This is a genomic window from Flavobacterium galactosi (genome assembly GCF_048158585.1).
GTDB classification, from domain to species: Bacteria; Bacteroidota; Bacteroidia; order Flavobacteriales; family Flavobacteriaceae; genus Flavobacterium; species Flavobacterium galactosi.
On the sequence record NZ_JBLNKV010000006.1, the window covers coordinates 136,863 to 161,354 of the forward strand.

At 33.1% G+C, this 24,492-nt stretch carries 28 protein-coding genes; 19 read left to right on the plus strand and 9 right to left on the minus strand.

What is annotated here, in order from left to right:
* Positions 1 to 144 precede the first annotated feature (144 nt).
* The 3 genes from ACM55M_RS13760 to nadC all read right to left on the minus strand — a co-directional run bounded on the left by ACM55M_RS13760 (position 145) and on the right by nadC (position 2,932).
* Complete coding sequence (locus ACM55M_RS13760; protein WP_416858230.1) at positions 145 to 1,011, minus strand: NAD(P)H-hydrate dehydratase; 867 nt, start codon at positions 1,009 to 1,011, stop codon at positions 145 to 147.
* A gap of 155 nt (positions 1,012 to 1,166) precedes the next feature.
* Positions 1,167 to 2,078 carry a YihY/virulence factor BrkB family protein gene (locus tag ACM55M_RS13765; protein WP_416858231.1) on the minus strand — a complete coding sequence of 304 codons (912 nt, stop codon included), beginning with the start codon at positions 2,076 to 2,078 and terminating at the stop codon, positions 1,167 to 1,169.
* Positions 2,075 to 2,932 (minus strand): carboxylating nicotinate-nucleotide diphosphorylase, encoded by an 858-nt coding sequence (nadC, locus tag ACM55M_RS13770; protein WP_416858232.1) that lies wholly within the window; start codon positions 2,930 to 2,932, stop codon positions 2,075 to 2,077. Before nadC ends, ACM55M_RS13765 begins: the two co-directional genes overlap by 4 nt.
* A gap of 275 nt (positions 2,933 to 3,207) precedes the next feature.
* Here nadC and ACM55M_RS13775 point away from each other — a divergent pair, with 275 nt between their 5' ends.
* The 7 genes from ACM55M_RS13775 (at position 3,208) to ACM55M_RS13805 (ending at position 7,321) form a co-directional block, all read left to right on the plus strand.
* Positions 3,208 to 3,690, plus strand: coding sequence for a hypothetical protein (locus tag ACM55M_RS13775; protein ID WP_416858233.1), 483 nt, complete (start codon positions 3,208 to 3,210; stop codon positions 3,688 to 3,690).
* Positions 3,691 to 3,718: 28 nt separating this feature from the next.
* Positions 3,719 to 4,189: an SRPBCC family protein gene (locus ACM55M_RS13780; protein WP_416858234.1), complete on the plus strand. Its 471-nt coding sequence runs from the start codon at positions 3,719 to 3,721 to the stop codon at positions 4,187 to 4,189.
* Positions 4,190 to 4,492: 303 nt separating this feature from the next.
* The gene (locus ACM55M_RS13785; protein WP_416858235.1) at positions 4,493 to 4,984 is read left to right on the plus strand and encodes a VOC family protein; all 492 of its coding nucleotides are present in this window, start codon (positions 4,493 to 4,495) and stop codon (positions 4,982 to 4,984) included.
* 64 nt (positions 4,985 to 5,048) lie between these two features.
* The gene (locus tag ACM55M_RS13790) at positions 5,049 to 5,492 is read left to right on the plus strand and encodes a VOC family protein (protein ID WP_416858236.1); all 444 of its coding nucleotides are present in this window, start codon (positions 5,049 to 5,051) and stop codon (positions 5,490 to 5,492) included.
* 8 nt (positions 5,493 to 5,500) lie between these two features.
* Positions 5,501 to 5,929 (plus strand): SRPBCC family protein, encoded by a 429-nt coding sequence (locus ACM55M_RS13795; protein WP_416858237.1) that lies wholly within the window; start codon positions 5,501 to 5,503, stop codon positions 5,927 to 5,929.
* Positions 5,930 to 6,031: 102 nt separating this feature from the next.
* Positions 6,032 to 6,505: a 23S rRNA (pseudouridine(1915)-N(3))-methyltransferase RlmH gene (gene rlmH, locus ACM55M_RS13800; RefSeq protein ID WP_416858238.1), complete on the plus strand. Its 474-nt coding sequence runs from the start codon at positions 6,032 to 6,034 to the stop codon at positions 6,503 to 6,505.
* Between the two features lie 324 nt (positions 6,506 to 6,829).
* The gene (locus ACM55M_RS13805; RefSeq protein ID WP_416858239.1) at positions 6,830 to 7,321 is read left to right on the plus strand and encodes a CHRD domain-containing protein; all 492 of its coding nucleotides are present in this window, start codon (positions 6,830 to 6,832) and stop codon (positions 7,319 to 7,321) included.
* Between the two features lie 155 nt (positions 7,322 to 7,476).
* On the opposite strand, the gene ACM55M_RS13810 is transcribed toward ACM55M_RS13805, so the two are convergent.
* The gene (locus tag ACM55M_RS13810) at positions 7,477 to 8,100 is read right to left on the minus strand and encodes a hypothetical protein (protein WP_416858240.1); all 624 of its coding nucleotides are present in this window, start codon (positions 8,098 to 8,100) and stop codon (positions 7,477 to 7,479) included.
* A gap of 1 nt (position 8,101) precedes the next feature.
* Positions 8,102 to 8,926, minus strand: coding sequence for a dihydropteroate synthase (folP, locus tag ACM55M_RS13815; RefSeq protein WP_416858241.1), 825 nt, complete (start codon positions 8,924 to 8,926; stop codon positions 8,102 to 8,104).
* 87 nt (positions 8,927 to 9,013) lie between these two features.
* Here folP and ACM55M_RS13820 point away from each other — a divergent pair, with 87 nt between their 5' ends.
* The 8 genes from ACM55M_RS13820 (at position 9,014) to ACM55M_RS13855 (ending at position 15,608) form a co-directional block, all read left to right on the plus strand.
* The gene (locus ACM55M_RS13820) at positions 9,014 to 9,562 is read left to right on the plus strand and encodes a DUF1599 domain-containing protein (RefSeq protein WP_416858242.1); all 549 of its coding nucleotides are present in this window, start codon (positions 9,014 to 9,016) and stop codon (positions 9,560 to 9,562) included.
* Positions 9,563 to 9,568: 6 nt separating this feature from the next.
* Positions 9,569 to 10,669, plus strand: a complete 1,101-nt coding sequence (locus tag ACM55M_RS13825) for a BT_3928 family protein (protein WP_416858243.1) — start codon at positions 9,569 to 9,571, stop codon at positions 10,667 to 10,669.
* 335 nt (positions 10,670 to 11,004) lie between these two features.
* Positions 11,005 to 11,499, plus strand: a complete 495-nt coding sequence (locus ACM55M_RS13830) for a TlpA family protein disulfide reductase (RefSeq protein ID WP_416858244.1) — start codon at positions 11,005 to 11,007, stop codon at positions 11,497 to 11,499.
* A gap of 52 nt (positions 11,500 to 11,551) precedes the next feature.
* The gene (gene tpiA / locus ACM55M_RS13835; RefSeq protein ID WP_416858245.1) at positions 11,552 to 12,304 is read left to right on the plus strand and encodes a triose-phosphate isomerase; all 753 of its coding nucleotides are present in this window, start codon (positions 11,552 to 11,554) and stop codon (positions 12,302 to 12,304) included.
* A gap of 103 nt (positions 12,305 to 12,407) precedes the next feature.
* The gene (gene prmA, locus ACM55M_RS13840) at positions 12,408 to 13,241 is read left to right on the plus strand and encodes a 50S ribosomal protein L11 methyltransferase (protein ID WP_416858246.1); all 834 of its coding nucleotides are present in this window, start codon (positions 12,408 to 12,410) and stop codon (positions 13,239 to 13,241) included.
* A gap of 44 nt (positions 13,242 to 13,285) precedes the next feature.
* On the plus strand, positions 13,286 to 13,561 hold the full coding sequence (locus tag ACM55M_RS13845; protein WP_416858247.1) for an ATP-dependent Clp protease adaptor ClpS: 276 nt from the start codon (positions 13,286 to 13,288) through the stop codon (positions 13,559 to 13,561).
* Between the two features lie 94 nt (positions 13,562 to 13,655).
* Positions 13,656 to 14,921, plus strand: coding sequence for a sterol desaturase family protein (locus ACM55M_RS13850; protein ID WP_416858248.1), 1,266 nt, complete (start codon positions 13,656 to 13,658; stop codon positions 14,919 to 14,921).
* Between the two features lie 15 nt (positions 14,922 to 14,936).
* Positions 14,937 to 15,608 carry a lysoplasmalogenase gene (locus ACM55M_RS13855; RefSeq protein ID WP_416858249.1) on the plus strand — a complete coding sequence of 224 codons (672 nt, stop codon included), beginning with the start codon at positions 14,937 to 14,939 and terminating at the stop codon, positions 15,606 to 15,608.
* A gap of 41 nt (positions 15,609 to 15,649) precedes the next feature.
* Here the strand turns inward: ACM55M_RS13855 and ACM55M_RS13860 are convergent, their stop codons facing one another.
* Positions 15,650 to 16,063 carry a DUF6691 family protein gene (locus ACM55M_RS13860; RefSeq protein ID WP_416858250.1) on the minus strand — a complete coding sequence of 138 codons (414 nt, stop codon included), beginning with the start codon at positions 16,061 to 16,063 and terminating at the stop codon, positions 15,650 to 15,652.
* A gap of 3 nt (positions 16,064 to 16,066) precedes the next feature.
* Positions 16,067 to 16,624 carry a YeeE/YedE family protein gene (locus ACM55M_RS13865; RefSeq protein WP_416858251.1) on the minus strand — a complete coding sequence of 186 codons (558 nt, stop codon included), beginning with the start codon at positions 16,622 to 16,624 and terminating at the stop codon, positions 16,067 to 16,069.
* Positions 16,625 to 16,817: 193 nt separating this feature from the next.
* Here ACM55M_RS13865 and ACM55M_RS13870 point away from each other — a divergent pair, with 193 nt between their 5' ends.
* The 4 genes from ACM55M_RS13870 (at position 16,818) to ACM55M_RS13885 (ending at position 20,474) form a co-directional block, all read left to right on the plus strand.
* A complete protein-coding gene (locus ACM55M_RS13870; RefSeq protein ID WP_416858252.1) occupies positions 16,818 to 17,270 on the plus strand; it encodes a 2-dehydro-3-deoxyphosphooctonate aldolase in 453 nt (150 codons plus the stop codon).
* A 192-nt stretch (positions 17,271 to 17,462) separates the two neighbouring features.
* The gene (gene kdsA, locus ACM55M_RS13875) at positions 17,463 to 18,281 is read left to right on the plus strand and encodes a 3-deoxy-8-phosphooctulonate synthase (protein WP_416858253.1); all 819 of its coding nucleotides are present in this window, start codon (positions 17,463 to 17,465) and stop codon (positions 18,279 to 18,281) included.
* 22 nt (positions 18,282 to 18,303) lie between these two features.
* Positions 18,304 to 19,149, plus strand: coding sequence for a hypothetical protein (locus ACM55M_RS13880; RefSeq protein ID WP_416858254.1), 846 nt, complete (start codon positions 18,304 to 18,306; stop codon positions 19,147 to 19,149).
* 233 nt (positions 19,150 to 19,382) lie between these two features.
* The gene (locus tag ACM55M_RS13885; RefSeq protein WP_416858255.1) at positions 19,383 to 20,474 is read left to right on the plus strand and encodes a PAS domain-containing sensor histidine kinase; all 1,092 of its coding nucleotides are present in this window, start codon (positions 19,383 to 19,385) and stop codon (positions 20,472 to 20,474) included.
* Positions 20,475 to 20,628: 154 nt separating this feature from the next.
* On the opposite strand, the gene bglX is transcribed toward ACM55M_RS13885, so the two are convergent.
* Positions 20,629 to 22,929: a beta-glucosidase BglX gene (gene bglX, locus ACM55M_RS13890; RefSeq protein ID WP_416858256.1), complete on the minus strand. Its 2,301-nt coding sequence runs from the start codon at positions 22,927 to 22,929 to the stop codon at positions 20,629 to 20,631.
* Between the two features lie 144 nt (positions 22,930 to 23,073).
* A complete protein-coding gene (locus ACM55M_RS13895; RefSeq protein WP_416858257.1) occupies positions 23,074 to 24,441 on the minus strand; it encodes a glucoamylase family protein in 1,368 nt (455 codons plus the stop codon).
* Between the last annotated feature and the right edge of the window lie 51 nt (positions 24,442 to 24,492).

Sequence of the window (24,492 nt, forward strand, 5' to 3'; positions counted from 1 at the left end):
TACGTACAAACTTACAAATAATGAATTTAATTACAATTTTATAGAATGATGGTTTCAGTGCAAAAGCTTCGATAGTGTTTCTCAAGTGAGATTCCTTCTTCGTCGGAATGACAAACTGGGACGGAATGACGGATGAAAAATAAATTACAAGATGTTGTAATCCTTATTTTCTAAACTCAAATATGCTTTTCCAATGTTCGAAATAACATCAGAAGCGATAAACGATTGATAACCGGTTTCGGGCAGCGCAATATCAGCGGTGAGTCCATGCAGATAAACACCAAGTATGGCAGCGTTTATTGGTTCATAGGATTGTACCAATAAACTGGTGATCATTCCCGTCAAGACATCTCCGGTTCCTGCAGTGGCCAAAGCGGCATTTCCAGTGGTGTTTTCGTAGATTGTTTCTCCATCGACAATACGTGTTGGTGCGCCTTTCATAACAATAATCAGATTGCACTGTTTAGAAAAAGTGCTTGTTTTAGCCATTTTTTCTTCTTCCGAAACCCATTTTCCTATTAAGCGTTCCAATTCTTTGGGGTGTGGCGTGAGGATGGTTTTGGGTTGTAATAAAGGAAGCCATTCTTTGTTTTTGGATAAAATATTCAATGCATCCGCATCAATTACCAAAGGAATTTTATTCGTTTGTAGCAATTTATAAACGGCTTGTTGCGTCTCGATTTCCAGACCTAAACCCGGTCCTATTCCTATGGCTTGTGGTTTGATATCAAAAGTAATATCCGAGATGAATTTTTCCTGATTATCCGTTACCACCATGACTTCGGGAATGGCAATTTGAAGGATCTCGTAGCCACATTTTGGTATAAAAACAGTGACTAATCCACAACCCGTTTTCAAGCAAGCTTTAGACGAAAGACAAACAGCTCCCATTTTCCCATAACTTCCACCGATAATTAAAGCATGTCCTTGAATGCCTTTGTGGGTAAATTTGTCAGGTTGTTTATAGCGTTTGAGAATTTCGTTTTGATTGATATAAATTGGATTCATCATGAAATTTGTTTGTCTAAAATTACAAATTTAAAATGAAACAGATTCCTTAATTGAAATCGAAATTCCCTAGCCCTGATGGCAGTGGAAATCCTTTTTATCCGCCTTTTCGGCTGATAAAAAGATTAAAACGAACAGCAGGAAATAGCTCCTAAAAACTAGGCTTCTTTTTTTATTTTTAATTTATTTACTGAAGCATTCAATTCAAAACCCAGCAGTAATATCATACAGTTGATCCAAATGTAAAACATCAGTATTAATAAGGTTCCAATAGAGCCATATAATTCATTGTATTTTGAAAATCGTACGACCCAAATACCAAAAACATACGAATCCAAAAGAATCAATATCGTAGTAAATACAGAGCCTATCGAGATAAAAGCCCTGTTTTTGTCGTGTTTTGTGCCAAATTTGAAAAGTATCGAAGTTGTCATCAAAAGCATTAAAATTATAAACACATATCTTCCTAAAATGATCAACTGAACCTGATCGTTAAAAACGGTTTTTTGAATAAATACCTCAAAAATTACTATAATTGCTACGGTTACTATCAAAAGTAAAGACAATAATAATGACATCCCCAGAGCGACAATGTATTGGTGCACAAACCCTCTTTTGATGAGGACATGACGCGAGGATTCAAAGCCTCCCAAAATCCCATTTAACCCATTTGCCATCAAGAAAATAGACAATATAAACCCCGAAGACAATAATCCGGAATGGCTGTTATTAAGGATATCATTGATAATTTTATAAATAGCTTCATAGGTATTTGGCGGTACTCCTTCCCTTACAAATTGAAGAAAATCATCTTGAAAACCTAAAATTGGAATGTATGGGATAAGATTTAATATGAACAGCGCAAAGGGAAATAATGCCATGAAAAAACTAAATGCAATCGCACTGGCATGATAGGTCAAGGCGCTTTCGACAATTCCTAATCCATACAATTCCAATAAGTCATACAACGATAATCCCTGTAACCAGGGAAGTTTTATTTTTTTTAACGCACGGGCAAGATTCCGTATTACGGGGATTTTTTCTATTCTCTGTTCAATTTCTTTACTCATATTGCTTTTAAGCTCAAATCCATGTTATAGACAGAATGCGTTAAGGCTCCGGACGAAATATAATCAACACCACATTCCGCATAAAGACCAATTGTTTCTTCATTGATATTCCCTGAAGATTCCGTTTGGCATTTGTCATCTATCAAAGCCACTGCTTTTCGGGTATCTTCATAATTGAAGTTGTCTATCAAAATTCTATAAATGCCTTCGCTTTCTAATATTTCTTTGATTTCATCCAAGTTCCTAGCTTCGACAATGATTTTTAGATCTAGATTATTTTCTTTGAGATAGGCTTTGGTTTTGGCTATGGCCAAAGTAATTCCGCCGGCAAAATCATTGTGATTGTCCTTGAGCATAATCATGTCATACAAAGCAAAACGGTGGTTTTCGCCTCCACCAATTTTCACTGCCCATTTCTCACAAGCTCTAAAACCTGGTGTCGTTTTGCGCGTGTCAAGGATTTTAGTTTTTGTCCCTTCTAAAAGGTAAACATATTCTTTGGTTTTGGTAGCAATTGCAGACATTCTTTGCATCGAATTCAAAACAACCCGTTCCGATTTCAAGATGGATTGTGAACTTCCCGAAACATGAAAAACAACATCCCCCTTTTTTACTGGAGTTCCGTCCTGAATAAATGTATCTATTTGCAAATTAGAATCTACATACTCGAAAACCATTTTGGCGAAAGCTACACCGGCAATAATACCATCTTCTTTTACAAGCAACTTCGCTTTTCCGGTTGCCGTTGTAGGAATACAAGCCAAAGAGCTGTAATCACCAGGGCCAATATCTTCCCGAATGGCGTTTTTTATCAGTATTTGTAACTCGTTTTTGAACTGTGCTTCGCTAATCATTTTATAGGAAATTTATTGGAATGCTAAAGTAAGATTTATTTTGTGGATTTAAAAATATGTGCGCTTTGTTCTTAAGAAAAGTAACAAATTAATCTGTTTTCAATAAAGCATTGTATAGTGTGAAAGATTAGACTGTAATAAAATGCTGTGCTAGAAATTCTGAACATTAACATTTAACTATCAGGAGATTGAATCCATTTAAATCAGATATTTTATTTTGGTATATAGTATTAAAATCCTATATTTGAGTTTAGTAACAACCAAAAAAACTGACTATGAAATCTTTTTTAAGCCTTCTTTTTGTATCCTCAATACTATTGATTTCTTGCAAAAAAGAAATCGAACTTCAAAATAGTACTAGTCCAGCAAACATAGTTCCCTTTACTGAAGTTGGTAAACAAATGCGTAGTCAAGCTTCATTACCTTCTCAAGAACAGCAAAATACTAATGCGGTCGATCAAAATCAAGCTTCGACAACTCCTATTCCTGTTGCCAAAGGAATAAATCCAGCACACAGTCAACCTGGTCATCGTTGCGATATTCCTGTTGGAGCTCCATTAAATTCTCCTGTAGCTTCAGCTAAAAATACTCCCGAAACACAGCAAATAACTTCCCCACAAAATCAGTCTGTTTCTACTAGTCCAGCTGCTACAACACCAATAGTAACAACGCCTACTCCTGAGGGAATGAACCCACCACACGGTCAAACAAACCACAGATGTGATATTGCTGTTGGAGCACCGTTGCCAAAATCATAATTTAAAATAAGGCCAAAAAACATGAAAGATGACTGAAAAAACTAAGCACTATGCAAAAGCAGAAATGCTAATTAGAAAACCCATCGAAGACGTTTTTCAGGCATTTATAAATCCAGAAATTACGACTAAATTTTGGTTCACTAAAAGTTCAGGAAAACTTGAAGAAGGAAAAGAAACACAATGGACTTGGGAAATGTACAACCATTCTATTTCGGTTAGGACCAAAATGATAGAACTGAATAAAAAAATAGTAATAGAATGGGGAAACTATGATGAAATCACTACCGTGGAATGGATATTTAAAAATCTAGGAGAAGCGAGAACTTTTGTAAGCATTGTCAATACTGGATTTCTGGGTGATACAGAAAAAATAATCTCACAAATACAGGATTCAACAGAAGGATATACATTAGTTTTAGCAGGTTTAAAAGCCTATTTAGAACACAATATTGAGTTAAATTTAATTTCAGACCGATTTCCAAAGGAACTTAATGAATAAATATTAAACGGCGCATAACAAAAAGAACAACTACTGCTATCTTCTAACAAAACACTAAAAAAAATCTTAAAAAAAGCTCCTCAAACATTCTGATAAACGGATGCTGAGTAGCTTTTTTTATTAAAACCTAACAACTAAATATTTGATATGTAATTAATTAACACAAAATGCTTTTAGATTAACTTTTTGTTTTCAACTAATTTTGTACTTTTAATATCCTTAAATAATTGCTTCATTTCGAACGATGCAATCTCTTTATTTTTTCCTGTTTTGTAATTTAAAGTCCAATATAAAAACTATTTTATGGAAAGTAAAAAAATAATTACCCAAAAAATAACACCTTGTTTGTGGTTCAATGACAATGCCGATGAAGCAGTAACTTTTTATGCTGCCATTTTTAAAAATTCGACAATTGGAAAAGCAACTCATTACGGAAAAAATGCACCCTTGCCGGAAGGAACTGTTTTAACGATTCCATTTCAATTAGACGGAGAAGATTTTCTTGCTTTGAATGGTGGTCCTCTATTTACGTTTTCGGAAGCTGTTTCATTCATCGTTAATTGTGAAGACCAACCAGAGATTGATTCGTTTTGGGAAAAACTTTCTGAAGGCGGACAAATTCAACAATGTGGTTGGCTGAAAGATAAATTTGGCGTTTCTTGGCAAATTGTGCCTGTTGTATTAGGTGAAATGATGCAAAGCGATGATACTGAAAAATCAAATCGTGTGTTGCAGGCGATTATGCAAATGGTGAAAATTGATATCGAACAGCTAGAAACAGCCTATAATGGCTAGAACATTAGAAGGAAACCTTCATAAAAAGTAAAATAAAGAAATTATATAATTAAAAAAAGATGAAATGGCACGAGTAAGCACGTATCTCAATTTCCCTCGCAACACAGAGGTAGCATTTAATTTTTATAAATCCGTATTTGGAGGAGAATTTAGCGGTGGCGGAATAGCGCGATTCAAAGATATTCCACCTGCAGAAGGAATGCCTCCACTTGATGAGAATGATAAAAATCTAATCATGCACATTGAATTACCAATTGTTGGCGGACATATTTTGATGGGAACTGATGCACCTGAATCAATAGGATTTAAAGTAAATTTCGGAAATAATGTTTATATCAATTTGGAACCGGATACAAGAGCTGAAACGAAAAAATTATTTATTGCATTAGCCGCTGAAGGAACAATAACTATGGAACTTCAAGTTATGTTTTGGGGTGTCTATTATGGAAGCTGCACCGATAAATTTGGTGTTCAATGGATGTTTAACTGTGTTGAAAAAACAAAATAATTTAAGATATGGAAAATAATGATAAAACATTGATAACAGTAGAAACTGTAGTTAATGCACCAATAGAAACCGTTTGGGATAAGTGGACAAATCCTGAAGATATTGTAAAATGGAACAATGCTTCTGACGACTGGCACACAACCAGAGCTGAAAATGATTTGAAAGTTGGAGGTAAATTTGTTTCAAGAATGGAAGCTAAAGACGGCAGTATGGGATTTGACTTCAGTGGAACTTATGACACTATAAAACGAAATGAACTGATTGAATATACCGCTGATGACAATAGAAAAGTAAAAATTAGTTTTTCTGATGCCAATGATATGACCAAAATTATTGAAGTCTTTGAAGCAGAAAACGAAAACCCAATAGCCATGCAAGAATCGGGTTGGCAATCCATATTGAATAACTTCAAAGAATATACCGAATCAAAATTGTAAAAAAATTAAGAGTTAGCGCTAGAAAGTCCATTTACATGGGCTTTTTTTGTTCAACAAATGCAATATCAATTTTCTATCTTTGCGCCTCTGAAATTCCACAAAATGAACATTAAACTTATTGCTATCGGTAAAACTGATAACAAAGCTTTACAAACATTAATAGACGATTACACCAAGCGTTTGTCTTTTTATATCAAATTTGATCTGGATATTATCCCTGATATCAAGAACGTAAAAAACCTGTCGGAAAGTCAACAGAAAGAAAAAGAAGGTGAATTGATTTTGGCAAAAATAACACCAACAGATCAACTTATTTTATTGGACGAAAATGGAAAAAACTTTTCCAGTGTTGGTTTTTCAGAAGAACTACAAAAAAAAATGAACTCAGGTATCAAAACTTTAGTTTTTGTAATTGGCGGCCCTTATGGATTTTCGGAAACGGTGTTTAACAAAGCACAAGGGAAAATCTCGCTTTCACTAATGACTTTTTCTCACCAAATGGTTCGGTTATTTTTTATAGAACAATTGTATCGCGGATTTACAATTTTGAGAAACGAACCGTACCATCATCAGTAAGAAGTTTGTAGCAATAAATCACAGTCTTCAGTTTAAAAATAACATTTTACATTTAGGTTTTAAAAATAAGTACATATACCTTTTTGTCCGAAAATATTTTGGAGATAAAAAATCAGTATAAATATGTCTTTTTAAATTTAAAACCTTATAAATCAATATTTTAATTCATATTTATTTGTATTTTCATTATAAAAAAACTAATTTTATACTTCCTCTCAAAGAGTTTTGTATTAGTCTCCTACTAAATCTAAAACAGTTAACGAGAATTAAATGATTTTTTTAATAACATTGTTTCTATTTTAGTAACCTTTTAAAAAATTTATTATGAAACGTTCCATTCGACTTTTAGTTATTTTTATCACTTTATCAGGTTTAATTTCTTGCAATAATAGTGACGATTCTACTCCATCACCAATCATAGTAACTTTTAATGCGACTTTAAATGGTGTAAGCGAAGTACCTTCCAATAATTCAACAGCTATTGGAACTGCCGTGCTTAAATTTAATAAAACTACAAAAATATTCACATTAACTGTCACATACAGTGGTTTAACCCCCACAGATGGACATATCCATAGAGGTGCTATTGGAGTAGCTCCAGCCAATAATATAATCTTTCCTCTTTCTAGTTTAGTTTCTCCAATAACTTACACAAGTGTTGCTTTAAATGCAACTCAGGAAGCAGATCTTATTGCCAACCTTTATTATGTAAATTTACATACTACAGCATTTCCTACTGGAGAAATAAGAGGGCAGCTTATCACAACAAATCCAGCAGGCACCGGTGGTGGAGGTGGTGGTGGAGGCGGTTATTAAATAACAATTTCTCACCTTATAAAAACTAAAGGCTTTCTTTCGTAAAAAGAAAGCCTTTAGTTTTTAAAATCATAGTATCAACAATAAAATCAGTAGAATTATGCTTTTAATGATTCTTTTAATCTTTTTGAAGGTCTGAAACTATTGTTTTCCTGCTAGTAAATATACTCTAGTTCCTGTTTTAATTTTGAAAATTTTAAACTTTGCAAGAAAATTTTATATTGAATATAACTTCCAAAACTTAAATCTTTATCAAAGCAAAAGACATATATATTAGGTTTATCGCTAGGGACTTTATTTAAATACGCTAGAAGTTCTTCTTTTTTTACCCTAATATTGTCGACTAAAACAACATTATTTTTTGTAAAAAAAACAACAATTCCTGACTTCGGTTTTTCTAATTTGTAATACACATTTGTAAAAGGAATAAAAGCTAAATTCTTGCCAATAGTATCCGCATACGAATAATAATTTTGAGCCTTTTCATTCTTATGTGCTTTTTCTTCCCGCTTTTTTTGTTGCAGTTTCATGACTTCAGGAATTACCAATCGCAAAGGTAAACGCTTGTCAATATTGAAAATCCAATTGGTAGAAATTATACTGTTTTTTCTGTTTACCTCTGCCAACGTATCTTTTTCGTTTGTTCTAAAAAAAATATAGATTGGGGAATGATCTTCTACATTTTTGACGATTGTTGTAGTGGCTTTTGGCAATAAAATGTCTTCTTTATTCCCGCAGGAAAACAAGATAAAAAGGACAATCAGACTGAAATATTTCATGTTATGAATTGATTTTATTAAATAAAGTAACACATTCCATTGCTTCCTTTACATCATGAACACGAAGGATTTTTGCTCCTTTAGACAATGCCAAAGTATTCAAAACAGTGGTTCCGTTTAAGGCCTGTTCTGCATTAGAATTCAGCGTTTTATAAATCATAGATTTTCTTGAAATTCCAACTAAAAGTGGTAATTCAAGCATGTCAAACAATTCCATTTTTTGAAATACTTCGTAGTTTTGTTCTAATTTTTTAGCAAAGCCAAAACCAGGATCTATAATTAAATCATTGATTCCAAAACTTCGCGCTCTGGCAATTCGTTCCGAAAAATAGAACACCATTTCTTTTACAATATCATCATAATTCGTGAGCGTTTGCATCGTCTGAGGATTACCTCGCATATGCATCATGATATAAGGAACATTGTATTTTACAATTACATCAAACATCTTTTCGTCTAGATTTCCTGCAGCAATATCGTTGATGATGGCTGCTCCACTTTCGATGGAGGCTTTCGCTACTTCAGCTCTAAAAGTATCAATTGAAATAATCGTTTCGGGGAAGCTTTTTATAATCAAATCAATGACAGGAACAATTCTTGAAATTTCTTGTTGTTCTGAAACAAATTCGGCACTAGGCTTACTGGAATACGCACCTAAATCAATGAAAGTAGCTCCGTCAAGAAGCATTTTTTCAACCCGAGAAAGTATTTCGTTATCATTTTTGTACTTTCCACCATCAAAAAAAGAGTTGGGTGTAACATTCAAAATTCCCATTACTTTGGGAGTTGATAAGTCGATGAGTTGCCCTTTGCAGTTAATAGTCATTTGTTTACAGTTTTAAAGACTTCAAAATTCTACATTCAAAAAAAATATACTATTTTTGAAAAAATTTTAGACAAATATACACCAATAATGAAGAATACTTCAAAGGAATATGATACTGTGATTGCGCTTTGTCGTTCGCTGTTTATCAACAAAATGAAAGATTACGGATGTGCTTGGCGTATTTTAAGATTGCCATCATTGACAGATCAAATCTATATTAAAGCCCAAAGAATACGAAGTTTACAAGAAAACGAAGTTCGTAAAATTGACGAAGATGAAACCGGTGAATTCATCGGGATTATCAATTATTCCATTATGGCATTAATCCAATTGGAATTAGGCGTTGTTGAGCAACCCGATTTAGAGGTTTCAAGAGCAACCGAATTATACGATGCCAAAGTTAAACTGACCAAAGATTTAATGGAAGCTAAAAATCATGATTACGGGGAAGCTTGGCGCGACATGCGTGTGAGTTCACTTACGGACTTGATTTTACAAAAACTGCTTCGTGTCAAACAAATTGAAGATAATAAAGGAAAAACATTGGTTTCTGAAGGTATTGATGCCAACTATCAGGATATGATTAATTATTCTATTTTTGCGTTGATTTTAATGGGTTTTGGAACTAAAATTTAAAAAATTATGAAAAATATAATCACTCAATTTTCTCGAATTTTCGTTGGACTCTTATTTATCATTTCGGGATTAATAAAGTTGAACGACCCCATTGGTTTTTCATATAAACTGGCTGAATATTTTGGCGAACCTGTTTTCAACATGCCTTTCTTAATACCATTTGCATTAGCGATTGCTTTGTTTTTGGTTATTCTTGAAGTTGTTTTAGGTGTTATGTTACTCATTGGTTACAAATCAAAATTTACGATTAACAGTTTGTTGTTATTGATTGTATTTTTCACTTTCCTTACCTTTTATTCTGCTTATTTTGACGTTGTTAAAGACTGTGGATGTTTTGGCGATGCTTTGCATATTACACCGTGGCAATCCTTCACCAAAGATGTAGTTTTATTATTCTTTATTCTGATTCTATTTTTCAACAGAAAATTGGTCAACCCATTATTTGGAAATACTGTTCAAAACATATTGGCTTTTGCAAGTATCGCTTTATGTGCATTTATGGGCTATTGGGTTATCAATCATTTGCCTATAATCGATTTCCGTCCTTACAAAGTAGGAACCAATATCCAAAAAGGGATGAGAATTCCTGATAATGCGCCAAAAAGTATAGTCGAAATGGTTTTTATCTACAAAGTAAATGGCGTTGACAAAGAATTTAATGAAAAAGATTTAATGGCACTCCCTGAAGGAGCCACTTTTGTAGACAGAAAAGACAAAGTGATTACCGAAGGTTACGTTCCTCCTATTCATGATTTTGCAATGGAAAAAGACGGATCTGATTATAAAGAGGAGTTCTTAGACGAGCCAAAATTAGTCATGATTGTAGCCTATGATCTAGTTCATGCAGATAAAGCCGGTTTAATTAAATTGGAAAAATTGAATCAGGAAGCTAAAGCAAAAGGCTATAAAGTAATAGGAATGACCGCTTCTTCACCGGAAGAAATTGCGACTTCCAAAAAAGAATTCGGGATGACATTCGATTTTTATTTCTGTGATGCCACTGCTTTAAAAACGATTGAAAGAGCCAATCCTAGTATCGTAGTCCTTGAAAAAGGAACCATTTTGCAAAAGGTCCATTATAATGATATTGCAAGTTTGAAGTTATAAATAAAGCTTGAAATTTTAATTTAAAGGTTTAAAGTTACTGAAACAGGTAATTTTAAACCTTTAGCTATTTTATATAGCTACATAGATTCAGTCTTATTTTAGTATTAAATTCTGCTGAAACACGTATTAAATTCGAATAAATTGGTTCGTTTTGAAAATCATACTTTTAATTTATTGCAACAAACGCGCTATTTAACAGCTAACTATTACGATTTCACTGCTTTTAACATTATAAAAAAATCATTTTTGGGGACATAATTGTTGAGTATTCAAAATTCGTCAATCTATATTCCCCAATCAAATTGTTTGTTTAACTTTGTTCCAAATTATAAAAAATGAAAAAAATATTCGTTTTATTCATCGCTTTCGTAACCTTTTCTTGTACGCAAGCTCAAAAATCAGCATTTTCAAAAGAGGCTTTATCAGAAACATTATTGTCAACTGATGGGAGCCAAGTTGCTTTTAAGAATATTTTAAAAAAGCACAAAGGCAAAACTTTAGTAATTGAAGTTTGGGCTTCATGGTGCGGAGATTGCGTAAAAGCAATGCCGAAAATCAAAGAATTACAGGCAAATAATCCTGATGTGGCTTATGTTTTTATTTCTATGGACAAAGCTGCCGATAAATGGAAAGTTGGTATTGAAAAGCACGAATTAAAAGGAGATCATTTCATGGCAAATGACCAAATGAAAGGTGTTTTTGGAAAAGCAATTGATTTGGATTGGATTCCAAGATACATCATCATTGACAAAACAGGAAAAATAGTTTTATATCGTGCGATAGAAACTGATTTTGACTTAATAAATGAAACTTTAAAAAAATTGAAATAATAGCCGTATTCATTTCAAAATAAACTACCTAACTAAAATAAATAACAACAAAATGAGAAAGAAGATTGTAGCAGGAAACTGGAAAATGCATAAAAACGCAGAACAGACTGAAGATTTATTGAATGAATTAATTGCAAAAGTCCCAACAGAAACTGCGGCACAAGTAATTGTAGCCCCAACTTTTGTAAACTTGGCTTCTGCAGTTGATCATTTAGAGTTTACTAACATTGATGTGGCTGCTCAAAATGTACATCAAGCTGAAAGTGGTGCTTTTACAGGCGAAATTTCTGCTGATATGCTTAAAAGTGTTGGTGTAAATATCGTAATTCTTGGACATTCGGAGCGTAGAGCAATTTTTAATGAAACAGATGCTTTAATTGCCAGTAAAGTAAATACTGCTTTAGAACATGACATGACTGTTATTTTCTGTTTTGGTGAAGAATTAAAAGACCGTCAATCTAAAAATCATTTCAATATCGTTGAAAATCAATTGCGTGACGGTTTGTTTCAGATTGAAGCGAAAGACTGGGCAAATGTTGTTTTAGCATACGAGCCAGTTTGGGCAATTGGAACTGGAGAAACAGCTTCTCCGGAACAAGCTCAAGAAATGCACGAATTCATCAGAGAAACTGTACGCAAAGCGTTCGGAAGCGACATCGCAGATGATGTTTCTATTCTTTACGGTGGAAGTGTAAAACCAGAAAATGCAAAAGAAATTTTCTCTAAACCAGATGTAGACGGAGGTCTTATTGGAGGAGCTGCCTTAAAAGCGGACGATTTTGTTGCTATTGTGAACGCAATATAATTTTTTACCCTCAATAGAAAAAAGGTTTGATATTTATCAAGCCTTTTTTTGTTTTAATTCTTCAATAAAAAGAGATAATACTACCTTTGCAAAAAAAATAAACATGTCAAACATTTATATCGGATATCATTTTACCATAGAACCAAAAGAACTAGGTTCAGAAATATTAATTGCCCAATTAGGAGAAAAAGCTTTTGAAAGTTTTACCGAAACCGAAACGGGTGTTTCTGCTTTTGTGCAAAAAGATTTATGGGACGAAATGATTCTTGACAATATTCAAATTTTAGAATCGGAGGAATTTAAAATTGACTATACTTTCGAAGAAATAGAGCAAGTGAACTGGAATGAGGAATGGGAAAAGAATTTTGAACCGATTGATGTAGATGGAAATTGTCATGTACGTGCTCCTTTTCACCCAAAAACGGATGCCGAATTTGATATTGTAATCGAGCCAAAAATGAGTTTTGGAACCGGTCATCATGAGACTACACATATGATGATCCAACATTTATTGGAAATCGATGTAAATGGTTTAAAAACACTTGATATGGGTTGTGGAACAGCAATCTTGGCAATTCTTGCCGAAATGAAAGGAGCGCAACCAATCGACGCCATTGATATTGACAATTGGTGTTATTTGAATTCAATTGAAAATGGGGAACGCAATAATTGTGAACATATTACAGTTTATGAAGGTGATGCAGCTTTGTTGAAAGACAAAAAATATGATTTGATAATTGCTAACATCAATAGAAACATTTTGTTGAACGATATGCAAAGTTACGTGGATTGCTTGAATCCAAAAGGCACGTTACTTTTAAGTGGTTTCTATGTAGAAGACATTCCATTTATTGATGCTTCCTGCACAGAAAAAGGTTTAACTTATGTTAAAAAATTCGAAAGAAACAACTGGGTTTCATTAAAATACGTAAATTAGAGTTTTATTTTTTATTAATAATACAAGTACAAAAAACCTACAAAATGAGTACTAAAGAAAAAGTAAGAGAAAGAGTCAGTGTAAAAGAAATTGTATCGATAGATAACGAAATTATTGTCTATAATGATGATGTAAATACCTTTGACCATGTTATAGAAACTTTAATACGTGTTTGTAATCATACTGCAGAACAAGCGGAACAATGTTCGTTAATTGTTCATTACAATGGAAAATGCACCGTAAAAACAGGTCCCTATAATAAGCTAAAACCGCAGTGTACCCAACTATTGGAAGCTGGTTTAAGCGCTGAAATTATTTAACCGTATTTAAATTCACAGCCTGTTATAGAATTATTACAAATAATTCAAAAAATATATACTTTTATTATATATTTGAACAACACAACAGGCTTTTATGGTAGAATACGGAAAGATTTTAGTTTTTGTAATGCCTATTTTTTTGATATTAATTATAATAGAAAAAATATATGGTCATTATAAAGGAGAAAATACAGCTCCTAATATGGATTCTGTTTCAAGCGTAAGTTCTGGAATGGTCAACTCCGTAAAGGACGTTTTAGGGCTTAGCATCACCCTTGTTTCTTACGATTGGATCGCTTCAAAAATCGCCATTTTTCATTTAGAACCTACCGTTCTTGCCTATATTATTGGTTTCATAGCTATTGATTTTTATGGTTATTGGAGTCATCGTTTTTCGCATCAAATTAATTTTTTATGGAATAAGCATGCGATTCATCATAGTAGTGAAGAGTTTAATTTAGCTTGTGCTTTACGTCAGCCCATATCCAGTTTTGTGAATTTATTTACCTTTTTACTGATTCCTGCAGCGCTGTTAGGAGTTCCCTCAAAAATAATTGCGATAACACTTCCTATTCATTTATTTCTTCAATTTTGGTATCATACCAAGCATATTAAAAAAATTGGTTTTCTGGAGAACATCTTGGTTTCGCCTTCTCACCATAGGGTGCATCATGCTATTAATCCAGAATATATGGATAAAAATCATTCCCAAATATTTATAATTTGGGATAAATTATTTGGAACATTTCAAGAAGAATTAGCATCAGTTCCACCAGTTTTTGGAATCACAAGACCCGCACAAACCTGGAATCCTATTCGCATTAATTTTCAGCATCTTTGCCTACTGATAACCGATGCTTGGCGTGCCGAAAACTTGAAAGACAAATTCACCATTTGGTTTAAACCAACGGGATGGCGCCCAGAAAATTTTGAAGAAAAATATCCTGTATACAAGATTAGAGATGTTTATTCTTTTGAAAAATATGGCACCAAACATTCTAAAAAACTGATGTTTTGGTCGATGATTCAAGCTGTTGTTACTTTGTTGTTTATTAGCTATTTATATAATTTTATTGCCATAATTGGTTTACCCAATGTATTTATATATGGAGCGTTTATTTTTGTAACGGTATATAGCTACACTGAATTAATGGATACCCGAAAAATTTCAATATTTTGGGAAATCCTCCGATTTGCTTTTGGAATAGCAATTATTGCTTATTTTGGGGACTGGTTTTCAATGAATCAACTTTTCCATTATTCAAATTATATCATTATTGGATATCTTACGTTATCCTTAATAGTCACAGTCTACTTTGTAAGTGTAAATTTCGAAAAAGAAAAAGTAGAAGTGGCATAATTTTAAAAACAATTCATGAGAAGTACCTTATCTTTTAAAGCCTATATTGCAATCAGTTTCGTTTATCTTTTATTAATTATTTTAGGAAGAGAAGACATTTCGTGGTTTATAAAACCTTTTTTGATCCCTTTTCTTATCTTGGCTGTTTATTCTTGTGGAGACTTTCCATCAAAAAAATTTCTTTCAATAGCCTTGACTTTTTCTTGGATGGGAGATATCGTTTTAATGTTTGCTTACAAAGCTGAAATCTATTTCATAATTGGATTGGTAGCATTTCTGATTTCGCACATTGCTTATATTATCTTGTTCAGCAAACAATTAAGGATAAATTCATTCAGAAACAAAGCTATTTTCTGGGTAGGTATCACAGCTATTATTGTATATTTAGTAGTAATGTTTTTACTATTATTACCAACTTTAGGCGATTTGAAAATACCGGTTTTGGCTTATGCTATCATTCTATCTACAATGCTTTTATTTGCATTTAAAGGGTATTTAAAATGGAGTAAACCTGCTGGGACTTATATATTACTAGGTGCGACTATTTTTGTAAGTTCAGATAGTATTCTTGCTTTCAATAAATTTTATGAACCCATCATTTTTAGTTCATTTCTTATAATGGCAACGTACCTACTTGCACAATACTTTATTGTAGTTGGTATTTTGAAATTAAACAGAAAAAAATAGCATTTCCTTTTGCAGAAAATGCTATTTAAATTTTAGTGGAATTAATGCGGTAATTTATCTTTTAATAAACCATAAATAAAGGTACCAAACAAAGCTCCAAACAGCACTAAAAGTACACTCCAAAAACCGGCGCCAAGGAGAATAAATATTGGACCTGGACAAGAACCAACAAGTGCCCAACCCAATCCAAAAAATAATCCGCCAATCCAATAACGGAAAGTACCAGCTTCTTTATCCAGAATCTCAATTGGCTGTCCTTTTATGTCTTTTAAATTTTTCCTTTTTATGATTTGGATGCCAATTACTCCTGTCAAAATAGCAACGGAAATAATTCCGTACATGTGAAAGGATTGAAATAGAAACATTTCATAAATGCGATACCATGAAACCGCTTCTGATTTTGTAAGTACAATCCCGAAAACAAATCCAACTAATAAATATTTTAATACGTTCATATTCTAAAAAATTAAGGGTAATAAAAAATGAGCCATAATCAATCCTCCAACAAAAAAACCTATAACCGCTTTCAAAGATGGAAGTTGTAAATTACTTAAGCCCGAGATAGCATGTCCTGAGGTACAGCCTCCAGCATAACGAGAGCCAAAACCTATTAAAATTCCACCAATTATAAGAATAAAAATGCTTTTGGGAGATTGCCAAATTTGCATACCAAAAAGTGCATCTGGCATTAATTTTCCGTTTGGAGCATCTATTCCCAGTTGTGCTAACTGCGCAATAGTTTTTGGATTTATAGCAACATTTGAAGCATCACTCATAAAATGTACCGCTACAAAACCACCTAACATTGCTCCTAAAACCACAACTAAATTCCAACGTTGTGCTTTCCAATCAAAATCAAAAAATGCTACTCGGTTACCCAAGCCAGCTATAGAACATATCGAGCGCAAATTAGAAGACATACCAAAAGTTTTTCCAAAATAAATCAGACAAAGCATAATCATGCCTATCAAAAACCCGGAAACATACCAAGACCATGTTTGAAAAATAATATCCATATTTATAAATTTTATGCAAATATATAAAGCAAATTATTCAATCTATGTGAGAAAAGTTACAATAGTAAAAAACTGCACAATAAATTAATATTTGTTATTGCAATAGGCTATAAAGTTCTGTTTATATTTGTACCTCTTTAAACAGGTAATGGTATTATAATTGTCATAATATTACCAAAAATCAATTAAAAATATGAAAAAGACATTGCTTTTTATCGCTTTATTGCTACTTAGTGTTTCTTGTGTAAGTACAAAATCTACTTTAAAAAACGTAGATGACAATGCACCCGCTCTCACACTTACAACTGAAAATACTTTTGTAATAACGGAATATAGCAAAGACAAAAAATATGGTTACGATCAAGATTATCCCATCAATATATTTTATAGAAATACGGCAAACGAGACGATTAATCAGGAACGTTTTTTGAATGCTTTGGCTGGACCAAAAGGAGAAAAAATCACTTTTACAAAATTAGAAAGTTGCTGTCCTTTTCCAACAAAAAGAACGGATTTAGGCGCTGGTTTCCTGGATGTATATGAACTAAAATGGGATGGGCAAAAAAAACCTATAAAACTCTATTTGAATATTTACGAAAAAGGAATTTTAATGATCCCCGTTGGTCTTAGTTTAAAAAAGAATTAAATAAAACACGACTGTCCTAGCACTAATAATAGTGAAAATTCTTTTCTTAAAAAAAAGAAAAGGATTTTCACAAAGTTTTATTTTTATTGGAGTTCAGTGAATTTTATTTGTAACGAATAGCAGGAAATAGCTTCAAAAAAACACTAAATCATTATTTCTAATTATCTTTGCACTTTCAAAAAATAAATTGTTATGAACATACAACATATTCCACTGATCAAACATACTGAAAGTGGTAATTTCTTTCTTCTTGCTGGTCCTTGCGCCATTGAAGGCGAAGAAATGGCGATGCGTATTGCCGAAAAATTAATTGGTATCACGGATAAACTGGAAATTCCATTTGTATTTAAAGGTTCTTTTAAGAAAGCCAATCGCTCTAGAATTGACAGTTTTTCTGGAATTGGAGACGAAAAAGCATTAAAAATCCTTAGAAAAGTCTCTGAAACTTTTGATGTCCCTACCGTAACTGATATCCATACTAATGAAGATGCCGAAATGGCTGCACAATATGTAGATGTGTTGCAAATTCCTGCTTTTCTGGTTCGTCAAACTGATTTGGTTATGGCTGCTGCCAATACCGGAAAAGTGGTAAACTTGAAGAAAGGACAATTTATGAGTCCTGAAAGCATGAAACATGCCGTACAAAAAGTTTTGGATTGCAATAATCAAAACGTAATGGTTACAGATCGTGGAACTATGTTTGGCTACCAAGATATGATTGTTGATTTTAGAGGTATTCCTACGATGCAACAATATGCAACTACTGTTCTTGATGTTACGCATTCGCTACAACAACCCAACCAAACGGCAGGAGTTACTGGTGGAAGACCTGATATGATTGAAACCGTTGCCAAAGCAGGAATTGCTGTAGGTGTGGATGGGATTTTTATCGAAACTCATTTTGATCCGGCTAACGCTAAAAGTGATGGAGCTAATATGCTACATTTAGATTATTTTGAAGGTTTAATGACCAAATTAGTCGCAATAAGAAAAACTATAAATACATTTTAAACCTTAGCTCCCCCCCAATTCTTTGAAACATTTTTTTTTATATTCCGCATTCTCAATTATAATTTTTTCAATAAACGCATCCGCTCAAGAACAAATTAAATTACAAAATAAATATACGGCTCATAACAAAGGAAAATTCTTTGTGTCATGGGGTGGAAATAGAGATAATTACACTAAATCTGATGTGACTTTTCGAGGTAAAGATTATAATTTCACTCTCGATAATATGGTTGCTCATGACAAACCAAAAGGTTGGCATGTAGATTATATTAATCCTTCGAAAATGACTATTCCTCAAACTAATTTTAGAATGGGGTATTTCATAAATGACCATTATAGCATTGCCATTGGAGTGGATCACATGAAATATGTGATGAAACAAGATCAAACGCTAAACATGACTGGTACAATTACCGGAAACGCTCCTTATGATGGGGTTTACAACAATACGCCTACTGTTATGACTGAAAGTTTCTTGCTTTATGAACATACAGATGGACTAAATTATGTAAATACTGAATTTTCAAGACATGATGACATTTCGTCATTATTCAAAATCAGAAATACAGATAAAATCCAAATTAATTTAACCGAAGGCGCTGGTATTGGTCTATTATATCCAAAAACGAATACGACACTTTTAGGAAAACCACGTCATGACGATTTTCATGTTTCTGGTTATGGAGCTTCTTTGAAAACTGGTTTGAATATTACATTCTTTAAACATTTTTATGTACAAGGGGAATTAAAAGGTGGCTATATCAATATGCAGGATATCAGAACTACTCAAAATCCTGAAGATAGCGCCTCTCAAGATTTTTTCTTTCTACAAAGAATAATCTCTTTTGGAGGTATTTTCAAAATATAAATTGTGTTCAAATAATAAAAAATGAGGCTGTCAGTAAAATGTCGGCCTCGTTTTGTTTAACCCCTATTTTATTTAAATTATGGCGATACATTTAATTATAAATTTGTTTACACCATTGTTTTATTATAAATAATTATTAACTAAATTTGGATATTATGGTTTCTTCCAAAATTAAACAATTCATAAAATTTGTATTTGTCTAAAATCCAAATAACAAATAACTTTTAAACTCAATGACAATAAAAAAAAGAAACCCTGATTCAGATGGGGAATATCACTTCGATAATTTTTTTAATATCTCAGCTGATTTTATTTGTATTGCAGGATTTGATGGCTATTTTAAGAGAATAAATCCCGCTGTTTCAAAATTATTAGGTTATTCAGATGAGGAATTATATGCTAACCCCATAAGTAGTTTTGTTTACGCAGCAGACCTTAAAATCACAATCGAAACTAGAGAACAAGTATATAAAAATAAACCGCTTTTAAATTTTGAAAATCGATATTTAACTAAAAGTGGCGAGATTGTATGGTTGTCTTGGACATCAATGCCTGTTGAAGATGAAAAACTAGTTTATGCCATTGCTAAAAACATTACACATAAAAAAAGAATTGAAGAAGAACGGAACTTACTTCTTGCAAATCTGACAAAAATTAATAAAGACCTCAAGCATTTATCGTATACAACTTCGCATGATTTGAAGTCTCCAGTGAATAATTTACTATCCGTATTTGATCTCATTGATATTTCTAAAATTAATGATGAAGAAACCCTTGAATTTATAACCATTCTAAAAACAACAACGGAGAGTTTAAGACAAACTTTAAAAAAATCAGTAGAAGAATTAATTCATAAAGAGGAATTAAATGCTCCTATTGAAGAATTAAGTTTGAATGAAAATTTAAATGAAGTGCTACTTTCTATAAATTCTTTAATAGGAAATTCAAAAATCATAATTAATATCGATTTTTCAGAGCTTGCTCAAATTAATTTTAATAAAGAATACTTGAAAAGTATATTTTTAAACTTAATCACCAATTCAATAAAATACTCAAAACTGGAAACTTTACCTTCCGTTTCTATTGTTTCTAAAAAAGTAAACGGAATCAGTCAGTTAATTTATTCTGATAATGGATTGGGTTTTGATATGGACAAAGTACGTGACAAAATTTTTGGATTGCACCAAAAATTCCACGATCATATTGATAGTAACGGTATAGGACTTTACCTAATTTATAATCACATCACTAATTTAGGTGGGCGTATTGAAGTAGAAAGTAAAATTAATGAAGGCGCAAAATTCACAATTTCTTTTAAAGATTGAGAACGTTACTCCTTCCTACCTAATTGATTTTGATGTTTTTCAGATTTAGATAATAAAAAAGCTAATTAAAACGAGTACACAATTTCATTTTTTTTGGTAAAAAAACCCTTCGATATAAATACCGAAGGGTCATCACTAAATAAACAAACCACATTTATTTAATCAACTCCAAACTAACTTTCTTCTCTGCATTAGAATCAGGGCCAACAAAAATTTGAAATGCACCCGGCTCAGCAATAAATTGTAAATCAGAATTATAAAACTTCAACTCTTCAACGGATATTTCAAAAGTTACTGTTTGTTTTTCTCCTTTTTTAACAGCTATTTTTTGAAATCCTTTCAACTCTTTTATAGGCCTTGTAACAGAACCCACTAAATCTCTTATGTACAACTCAACCACTTCTTTACCATCATAATTCCCGGTATTTGTAATATCAACGGTAACATTTACTTTTTCGTTGAAATTCATTTTATCCGATGAAATTTTCAGGTTCGAATAATCGAATGTAGTATAACTCAATCCAAAACCAAAAGGAAATAAAGGCTCATTTCTTTCGTCGATGTAATTAGATCTGAATTTTTCAAATTTCCCTTCTTTGTTCCCTAATGGTCTTCCTGTATTTTTTTGATTGTAATAAATAGGTACTTGCCCTACACTTCTAGGGAAAGTAGCCGTCAATTTCCCTGAAGGATTTTCATTTCCAAACAAAACGTCAGCAATAGCACTTCCAGCTTCACTTCCTGCAAACCATGTATTCAATATCGCTGGAACAATTGCATTTTCCTGAACTAAAACTAATGGACGACCAGTAAATAAAACCAAAACTACTGGTTTTCCTATTTTCAATAATTCCTGCAATAAATCTTTTTGAGCCTGTGGAATTTCTAAATTGGTTCGGCTACTGCTTTCTCCACTCATTTCCGCAGATTCACCAAGAGCTGCAATAATTACATCGGATTGATTGGCAATTTTTAAAGCTTCTGCCAATAATTCTTCGTTAGTTCTACTGTCGCGGTGCAAGGTTTTACCAAACATGGTTGCTTTTTCTTCGAAAGCCGCATCATAATCCAGATTACTTCCTTTGGCGTAAAGCACTTTAGATGAATTTCCCACAACTTCATTGATTCCGGCCACTAATGAAATAGACTTTTGCATGTTAGTTGCAACACTCCAAGTACCCGCCATGTTTTCTTTGGCATCAGCCAATGGTCCAATCACGGCGACAGTTCCTGATTTTTTCAAAGGAAGTAGTTGGTTTTGGTTTTTAAGTAAAACCAACGATTGAGCAGCAATTTTTCTGGCTTCAGCTCTATTACTATTTGTGAAAATATCCGTTTTCGCTCTTTTCTCATCACAATATTTATAAGGATCTTGAAACAATCCTAAATCATATTTGGCATTCAAAATAAGACGCGCTGCATTATCTATTTGTTCGATGCTCACTTTTCCTTCCTCCAATGATTTCTTTAAAGTCGTAAGGAAGCCTTCGCCCACCATATCCATTTCAACTCCGGCATTTAGAGCCAACGCAGATACCGTTTGCAAATCACCCATTCCGTGTTCGATCATTTCAGGAATTCCTGTAAAATCAGTAACCACAAAACCTTTAAAACCCCATTGTTTTCTCAACACATCAGTCATTAACCATTTATTTCCAGTTGCTGGAATTCCATCAATTTCATTAAACGATGCCATAACTGAACCAACACCTGCATCAACAGCCGCTTTGTATGGAGGAAAATAATCATTGTACATTTTTATTCTGCTCATATCAACGGTATTGTAATCGCGTCCCGCTTCCGGCGCACCATACAACGCAAAATGTTTCACACAGGATAAAATGGTATTATTCTTTGATAAATCATCTTGTTGGTATCCATTCACCATTGCTTTGGCAATTTGGCTTCCCAAAAACGGATCTTCACCAGAACCTTCAGAAACTCTGCCCCAACGCGGATCACGAGAAATATCAACCATAGGGGAAAAAGTCCAGTTAATTCCATCGGCACTGGCTTCTTGAGCTGCAATTTGAGCGCTTCTTTCAATCAATTTCATGTCCCAGGTACAAGACAGTCCAAGTGGAATAGGAAAAGTCGTTTCATAACCATGAATAACATCCATTCCAAAAAGCAACGGAATTTTCAATCGGCTTTTTTCGACTGCAATCTTTTGTACTTCTTTAATTTTCTGAACGGACTTGATATTGAATAAACCGCCTACTTTACCTTCTTCAATATTTTTAGCTACATTAGAACTATTGGCTGCACCAGTTGTAATATCCCCCGAAGTAGGCAAATTCAATTGCCCTATTTTCTCCTCCAAAGTCATTTTCGACAATAATTCGGATACAAATTCGGTTTTGGTTTTAATTTTAACCGTCTTTTTAGCTGTCTTTTTTTGGCTGTAGCCGAAAAGTGAAAAGCCTAAGAGAAGTATAATTAGTTTAATTTTCATTTTTTATTTTTTTATTTGTTTAAACATCCAATCATAAATTTCTTGGTTGTCATATACTCTTGACCAACTGTCGTGACCTGAATCATCAAATGAGTTTCATGAAAATAAAAAGGCAATTGCTATAATTGTATGTTTCATATTTTCCTAAAAATTATATTTCCCGGAATGAAAACCAAGTTTCACTAAACCTTGTTTTACCTCTGGCGCATTCATAAATAATTTCCATAATAAACCGGTACGATAATTTTCAACCATTGGTGTAATTGTACCTTGATCGATTGCTAAATATCGTGGTGTTACCCAATTATAATGTGGAGAAAAAGCATCATAAGGTCCCGCAATTCCAACTAAAGAACTCTTTTTCTCATCATATAAATAATGTAGAAATTTCATTGATTCTGCTGGCGTATAAGGAAAAGAAGACAATGCTGCTGTTGGTGAAATCACTCCTAAATCATTATTAGGTTGATGCGCTGAATATCCTGTAGATCCATCAGTATTACGAGAATAACTTGCTGTTAATCCCCAACATTTATCAGAATAATCCTTCCATTGACGTGGATTAGCAATACAATATTTGTTCATGATTTTAGCATGATTTTGAGTCAATGCCCAATAATCCGCATATTGATCCGTTAAGTTAGTGGGATCTAAACCTAAATAAGAATAATGTGCCCAAAACATAGGACCTACGTTTCCTGATGCTCCATTATAATTAAATACTACTGGGATTCCGTATTGTGAACTACCATTTACAATTGTGCCATTTCTTGCCCAAGCTTGATGATACGCTGCAGCCGGAATAGGATGCGTAGGAGAAGCTGCACCCATTATATAGGTAATCAAACATTCGTTATATCCTTCCAGTTTAAAATTCATTTCCCAACCGTAAGTAGGTGACCAATGCCAGTATAACGCATTTTCGCCTTTGGTATACCAATCCCACTCTACACCTTTCCATAAATTATCTGCTTTGATGGCAAGTGCCTGTTCTGCCGTAGTTCCGTTTTTGAAATATTCTCTAACGGTTAACAAACCCTGACATAAAAAAGAGGTTTCTACTAAATCCCCTCCATTATCTTTCGTTCCAAAAGGAATTACTTTACCTGTTACTCCATTTATCCAATGTGGCCATGCACCATGAAAACGTTCCGCATTTTCAAGAAAAGTCAAAGCAGTTGTAAGTCGGGAAACAGCTTCAATTCTATTAACAAATCCGCGCTCTACACCAACGACTATTGACATTAACCCAAAACCTGAACCTCCAGTTGTAACTATATTAGCTTCAAAACTTGGATCATCAGTTAAATAACGCTCTCTTGCTAATTTTGAATTGGTTTCAGCATAATCCCAAAAATATTTGATAGCATCTTTTTGAACCTGATCCATAGCTTCAGTATCTGTTAAAACAGGTACAGGAGTTGTAGGAGTTGTTGGTAATGGCGTTCCAGTACCATTATTTCCTCCAGGTGATGAAGATGAACAAAAATTTAAAAAAATTAAAAAAAACATTATGTATAAACCGTTTTTCATCTTTATAAAAATAATAGGATTAATAGTTAA

Bases quoted from the DNA above. Each gene is read 5' to 3' on its own strand.
- ACM55M_RS13895 (WP_416858257.1), bottom strand. From the start codon at position 24,441: ATGTTTTTTTTAATTTTTTTAAATTTTTGTTCATCTTCATCACCTGGA.
- ACM55M_RS13860 (WP_416858250.1), bottom strand. From the start codon at position 16,063: ATGAACGTATTAAAATATTTATTAGTTGGATTTGTTTTCGGGATTGTA.
- ACM55M_RS13780 (WP_416858234.1), top strand. From the start codon at position 3,719: ATGACTGAAAAAACTAAGCACTATGCAAAAGCAGAAATGCTAATTAGA.
- ACM55M_RS13855 (WP_416858249.1), top strand. From the start codon at position 14,937: ATGAGAAGTACCTTATCTTTTAAAGCCTATATTGCAATCAGTTTCGTT.
- folP (WP_416858241.1), bottom strand. From the start codon at position 8,926: ATGACTATTAACTGCAAAGGGCAACTCATCGACTTATCAACTCCCAAA.
- ACM55M_RS13765 (WP_416858231.1), bottom strand. From the start codon at position 2,078: ATGAGTAAAGAAATTGAACAGAGAATAGAAAAAATCCCCGTAATACGG.
- tpiA (WP_416858245.1), top strand. From the start codon at position 11,552: ATGAGAAAGAAGATTGTAGCAGGAAACTGGAAAATGCATAAAAACGCA.
- ACM55M_RS13775 (WP_416858233.1), top strand. From the start codon at position 3,208: ATGAAATCTTTTTTAAGCCTTCTTTTTGTATCCTCAATACTATTGATT.
- ACM55M_RS13845 (WP_416858247.1), top strand. From the start codon at position 13,286: ATGAGTACTAAAGAAAAAGTAAGAGAAAGAGTCAGTGTAAAAGAAATT.
- ACM55M_RS13885 (WP_416858255.1), top strand. From the start codon at position 19,383: ATGACAATAAAAAAAAGAAACCCTGATTCAGATGGGGAATATCACTTC.
- nadC (WP_416858232.1), bottom strand. From the start codon at position 2,932: ATGATTAGCGAAGCACAGTTCAAAAACGAGTTACAAATACTGATAAAA.
- ACM55M_RS13790 (WP_416858236.1), top strand. From the start codon at position 5,049: ATGGCACGAGTAAGCACGTATCTCAATTTCCCTCGCAACACAGAGGTA.
- ACM55M_RS13785 (WP_416858235.1), top strand. From the start codon at position 4,493: ATGGAAAGTAAAAAAATAATTACCCAAAAAATAACACCTTGTTTGTGG.
- bglX (WP_416858256.1), bottom strand. From the start codon at position 22,929: ATGAAAATTAAACTAATTATACTTCTCTTAGGCTTTTCACTTTTCGGC.
- rlmH (WP_416858238.1), top strand. From the start codon at position 6,032: ATGAACATTAAACTTATTGCTATCGGTAAAACTGATAACAAAGCTTTA.
- prmA (WP_416858246.1), top strand. From the start codon at position 12,408: ATGTCAAACATTTATATCGGATATCATTTTACCATAGAACCAAAAGAA.
- ACM55M_RS13850 (WP_416858248.1), top strand. From the start codon at position 13,656: ATGGTAGAATACGGAAAGATTTTAGTTTTTGTAATGCCTATTTTTTTG.
- ACM55M_RS13795 (WP_416858237.1), top strand. From the start codon at position 5,501: ATGGAAAATAATGATAAAACATTGATAACAGTAGAAACTGTAGTTAAT.
- ACM55M_RS13760 (WP_416858230.1), bottom strand. From the start codon at position 1,011: ATGATGAATCCAATTTATATCAATCAAAACGAAATTCTCAAACGCTAT.
- ACM55M_RS13870 (WP_416858252.1), top strand. From the start codon at position 16,818: ATGAAAAAGACATTGCTTTTTATCGCTTTATTGCTACTTAGTGTTTCT.
- kdsA (WP_416858253.1), top strand. From the start codon at position 17,463: ATGAACATACAACATATTCCACTGATCAAACATACTGAAAGTGGTAAT.
- ACM55M_RS13810 (WP_416858240.1), bottom strand. From the start codon at position 8,100: ATGAAATATTTCAGTCTGATTGTCCTTTTTATCTTGTTTTCCTGCGGG.
- ACM55M_RS13805 (WP_416858239.1), top strand. From the start codon at position 6,830: ATGAAACGTTCCATTCGACTTTTAGTTATTTTTATCACTTTATCAGGT.
- ACM55M_RS13865 (WP_416858251.1), bottom strand. From the start codon at position 16,624: ATGGATATTATTTTTCAAACATGGTCTTGGTATGTTTCCGGGTTTTTG.
- ACM55M_RS13830 (WP_416858244.1), top strand. From the start codon at position 11,005: ATGAAAAAAATATTCGTTTTATTCATCGCTTTCGTAACCTTTTCTTGT.
- ACM55M_RS13820 (WP_416858242.1), top strand. From the start codon at position 9,014: ATGAAGAATACTTCAAAGGAATATGATACTGTGATTGCGCTTTGTCGT.
- ACM55M_RS13825 (WP_416858243.1), top strand. From the start codon at position 9,569: ATGAAAAATATAATCACTCAATTTTCTCGAATTTTCGTTGGACTCTTA.